The following is a 4,245-nucleotide window of genomic DNA, read 5'->3' on the forward strand; positions in this document are numbered from 1 at the left end:
CTGCAAAATCTGGGCAAAAGAGCCTGAACGGTTCCGATTCGATCCCACCCATCAAATGCCGGGACTAAACACCTAGTCACCGTCGATATTGTCCATGACGCCGGGGGCGAACTGCGCCATCTGCATGGCCGTGGTCACGACCTGGATGGTGTCGCGCGCCTCAGCCGAGCGGCGCAGCACGTCGAGCGGCCCGGTGAAGGTCGGCCGCACAGCCTTGCCGGCAAGGCTCGCCGGCGGCAGGAAGCGGCTGTCTTCCTCATACAATCCCTTGTCCTCGAGGATACCGAGCTCGCGGTCGAGATTGGCGGCAAAGCCGGCCTGGATGATCGAGCCGGAGGGCCCGAGCAACGCGCCCTTCTCCTCCTGCCGGATCAAGGCTTCGGTGGCCGTCATCTGCGGGTTCTGCACCAGCGTCTGGAACAGGTTGACGAACATCATGTCGCGGATCTCCTCGGCCCGGCTTTCCGCGTAGTCGAATGCATGGGTCGGGTTCTGGCCCACAGCGATCGGCGCAATCAGCGGCCGGCCGTTGTCGTCGATCAGGCCGGGATAATTCTCGCCGGGATTGAACACCGGCACATAGTCGAGCCGTGCCTTCGAGGCGGTCGCCGGGTCGGTGATCTGCTGCAGCGCCCTGAGACCCGAGCGGCGCACGGCGTTTTCCTCGCGCACCGTGGTCAGCGCCTCGATGGTCGGCGAGATGCCATAGGGGTCGCCCTCATGGAGGCGCCAGTTGAAGCACGACACCGGGAAGGAGCGGAAACCGCTCTCCCTGACGATGACCTCCTCGTCCTCGACGACGTGATAGGAGGCGAACGCCGTGTCGAGATACTGGTAGGTGCCGGAAAGCCGGTACATCTTGCGCTCGTCGCGCGGCTGGATGCACTGGATCAGTGAAATCTTGGTCTCGCATTTGGCCGGGTCGTCGACCAGCATCTTGATCCGCGCCGGCAGCTTGTCATAGCCGAGCAGCTGCGCCGCCTGCCGTGCCGTGCGCTCATAGCGGCGGTGGAAAATGTCGACCTGGCCCCAGCGGTTGCGGCAGAGATAGCCCTCGACCACCGGGATCGAGGCATAGCGGATCAGCGTGCCGCCAAAGCCCTCCTCGGCGTAGAGATAGGCCGGGCCATAGCGCACGACGTTGCGCAGGCAGGCCTGCGTCGCCGGCACGAAATTCGAATTGGCCGAATAGCGCAGCGCAAACAGGAAATCGCGAAGCGCCTCCGCCCATTCCTTCTCCTCCTCGCTCTCCTCGTCGTTCACGGCGGCGGTCGACAGCCCGTGCCATTTCTCCGACTGCGGAATGATCAGGCTTTCCAGCCCGGCGGCCAGCCGGTTGGCGGCCGAGTTGATGGTGTTGGCGTAGACACGGGCGCCGCGCCGCTGCTGCCGCTCGGCCTGCGGTTCCGCGCCCCGGCGCCCACTCCAGACATCGGGCGCGTCGGGGTCGCAGAATTCCGACACCGCCTCCCAGACAGCCTCATACTGGCTGCGCTCGCTCTCCAGTTCCGCCTGTCGCGACAGGATATCGTGGGCACGGGAATCGCTCGCCATGGCATTTCCTTGTTCTGATGTATCAGCTTGTTCGAAGCCCAGATATTGCCAAGGCCAGGTCGAATTTTGTTCGCTTTTGCGATGTTCAACGGGCGTGGGGCGGCGACTCAAGGAGATCGATTTGATAATGACGGAAAGCCTACCCGGCGCCCTGAAGAGGCGAAGCAAGCAGGTTGCAAAGCGGCTGATCGGCTACGATTCCCGCAACTGGCTGCGCATCAGGCAGATCGATGCGTTCACCGCGTTTCTTGAGGCCGACGGCCGCAAATCCTCAGACGTGATCGAGATCTCGCCCGGCTGGAACCGCCACTGGAAGACGATCTGCTCGAACTACACCTCCGTCGATTTCCCTGATTTCGACATCTGCAAGGACCGCACCTACCGGCAATATTCCGTCGTCATCGCCGACCAGGTGCTGGAGCATGTGCAGCGCCCGTTTGCCGCGGCACAGAATATCCACGCCATGACCCGGCCGGGCGGCTGGGCGATGGTGGCGACGCCGTTCCTGTTCAGGGTGCATGCCAGGCCGCACGACTACAACCGCTGGACCGCCGCCGGCCTCAAGCAGGTCCTGGTCGAGGGCGGCTTCCCCCAGGCAAACATTGAAGTGTTCAGCTGGGGCAACAAAGCCTGCGCAAAAGCCCATATCGGCGGGCCGGTGCGCGCCTACGGCCTATGGCGCGACCTCAGCAACGACGAAGAATATCCGCTGATGGTCTGGGCCTTCGCGCGCAAGCCGGGGTGAGAACGCGCGCAGAGTTCGACGCCGGTGCTTGAATACCCCCTCTGTCCTGCCGGACATCTCCCCCTCAAGGGGGGAGATTGGATGTCACCTCGGCTTTCGCCAACCACCAACGCTGGAAGGCCGGCGGGACGCAGAAGCTGCCAATCTCCCCCCTTGAGGGGGAGATGTCCGGCAGGACAGAGGGGGTGCTGCCAGGCGCTACCCTTGTCGCCACGTCACACCCCCAGCAGCACGCGGCGCTGGCCGCTGAGTTCGCTCGGCGACAGATCGGTCTTGACCGTGCCGGCGGTGCCCTGGCGCTGCTCGAGCTCAGCCGGAGCGCTGTTTCGCGCGCCTGCACGTCCTTGTCGGCAATGGTCGGTGTCGGTGGCAGCGGCTTCAGCGCCGGCGGCTTTTGAAAAAGGCACATGGTTCCAGCTTTCTCCAAAGTCAGACGACCCAAAGTCAGACGACCTTGTCCAGTCGTAGAGCAAAAAAACTTCGCCGTTGCGGCCGTAACCCGGCAGGCGGCAGCGTTGCGTGGCGCCAAGCCGAGCCAGCCAGCGCAGCGCCAGTTCATTGGTGGCCAGCGCCCGCGCCTCGACCCGCCAGGCGCCGTGCGCGGCAACCTGCGGACCGAGCACCGCGTGAAAGAACGCCGTGATCCCAGGCACGCAGCGCTTCAAGCGGCGCGTGCCCCAGCTCCAGGCGATCCATAGGCCGCCGCGCTGCTCGGCGGCGCCAAAGCCGGCTTCCGGATTGCCGTTCAGCTCGGCGACATAGGCAAACCCCTGCAGCGCCGTCAGCGCCAGCAGCGCCGGCGACCATTCGTCGAACTGGCAGTCGATCTCCATCCGGTCCTCGAGCCGCAGTTGGCGGCGATGTAGGAGAGGTCGCGCAGCGTAGCGCTGACAATGCGAACGGTCATCGGCGGGGTCCCCTCACCGGAACGCCCCCAGCGGATCGCTCTGCCCTGCCTTTCGCCGTGCCGTCTTGAACTCGGCCGGGTCGACCACCGCTTGCCTCAGCATCATCACACCATAGCGTGTCGCCGCCATCAGATCGTCGCGCAGCTTCACCACCTGGCCGTCTTTGCGGTGGTAGAGCCGAAACTCCTCGAACCAGGGCAGAAGCGTCGAGAACACCTTGAAGCGGCCGCTCTGCATGCGGTCGAGCATCTCCATCAGCCCGGCCTCGACCGACACCGAACCGTCGGCGAACTGCGCATGGCTGGAAAGCATGTTCAGCCCATGCGCGGCATATTGCCGGGCAAGTGCCACGCCCGCACCTTCCAGCGTCTCGCGGCGGCCGTCGCGCGGCCACGCCCAGGGCAACCATTCGCCCCACGGTTTCAGGGTCAGCGCCTGCATTGCCGGCGTTTGCTGCGAGGCGCGGCAGGCTTTTGCGACATAGACGACGTCGGCCTCGGTATCATATGCGAGCTCGACAGCAGCGGAAGGGTGATCCCAGCCGAAATCCAGCGCCCCGAGCCGCGGCCAGTAGCGCGGCAGCCGGAACGGCTCGCAGGCAATCAGTTCCTCCGCCACCGGAAAGATGCGGCCGGAGCCCAGCACCGGAATGCCCCTGGCCCGCGCCTCGCGCTCATGCGCCGGATAGGCCGATACGATCGCGGCGCGCTGCTGCGGCGTGTAATGCTCGGCATCGTCGATGGTCATGAAGGTGACATGGCGGGTCAATTCTTCGCCCTCGCACTTGACTCATGTTGGCAGGTGCCGGCCGTATGGTGTTGTTTGGGCGTGACTTTCCGAGCTAGCGCCGCGCCGCCCCTCATTGCCCTGCCGGGCATTTCTCCCCGTAAACGGGGAGAAAGAAGCCGCCATCGTCGGTTTCGCCAATTGCCAACGTTGCGGAAAGAGCGCCGAGGCCGCGGCCAGTGTCCAGTTGAAAGATGGGTAACACTTTGAACCGGATACATGGGTTACAGTTTTCCCCCTGTCGTGTCCGCC

Annotated in this window: 4 protein-coding genes; 1 reads left to right on the top strand and 3 read right to left on the bottom strand. The window is 64.7% G+C overall.

The annotated features are described in order from the left end of the window. Positions 1-72 precede the first annotated feature (72 nt). Positions 73-1,554 carry a portal protein gene (locus AC0L28_RS34340; RefSeq protein ID WP_473482898.1) on the bottom strand — a complete coding sequence of 494 codons (1,482 nt, stop codon included), beginning with the start codon at positions 1,552-1,554 and terminating at the stop codon, positions 73-75. Positions 1,555-1,681: 127 nt separating this feature from the next. Here AC0L28_RS34340 and AC0L28_RS34345 point away from each other — a divergent pair, with 127 nt between their 5' ends. Further along, positions 1,682-2,299, top strand: a complete 618-nt coding sequence (locus AC0L28_RS34345) for a methyltransferase domain-containing protein (protein ID WP_473482900.1) — start codon at positions 1,682-1,684, stop codon at positions 2,297-2,299. A 215-nt stretch (positions 2,300-2,514) separates the two neighbouring features. On the opposite strand, the gene AC0L28_RS34350 is transcribed toward AC0L28_RS34345, so the two are convergent. Both AC0L28_RS34350 and AC0L28_RS34355 read right to left on the bottom strand, forming a co-directional pair. Further along, positions 2,515-3,132, bottom strand: a complete 618-nt coding sequence (locus AC0L28_RS34350) for a hypothetical protein (protein ID WP_473482902.1) — start codon at positions 3,130-3,132, stop codon at positions 2,515-2,517. A gap of 87 nt (positions 3,133-3,219) precedes the next feature. After that, entirely contained in the window at positions 3,220-3,975 is a 756-nt protein-coding gene (locus AC0L28_RS34355; RefSeq protein WP_287240936.1) for a phage terminase large subunit family protein, read from the bottom strand. Between the last annotated feature and the right edge of the window lie 270 nt (positions 3,976-4,245).

It is taken from the genome of Mesorhizobium sp. WSM4847 (genome assembly GCF_055811335.1).

What these genes read in the sequence shown, in the direction of transcription:
- AC0L28_RS34340 (WP_473482898.1), bottom strand. Translation starts at nt 1,554, where the DNA reads ATGGCGAGCGATTCCCGTGCCCACGATATCCTGTCGCGACAGGCGGAA.
- AC0L28_RS34345 (WP_473482900.1), top strand. Translation starts at nt 1,682, where the DNA reads ATGACGGAAAGCCTACCCGGCGCCCTGAAGAGGCGAAGCAAGCAGGTT.
- AC0L28_RS34350 (WP_473482902.1), bottom strand. Translation starts at nt 3,132, where the DNA reads ATGGAGATCGACTGCCAGTTCGACGAATGGTCGCCGGCGCTGCTGGCG.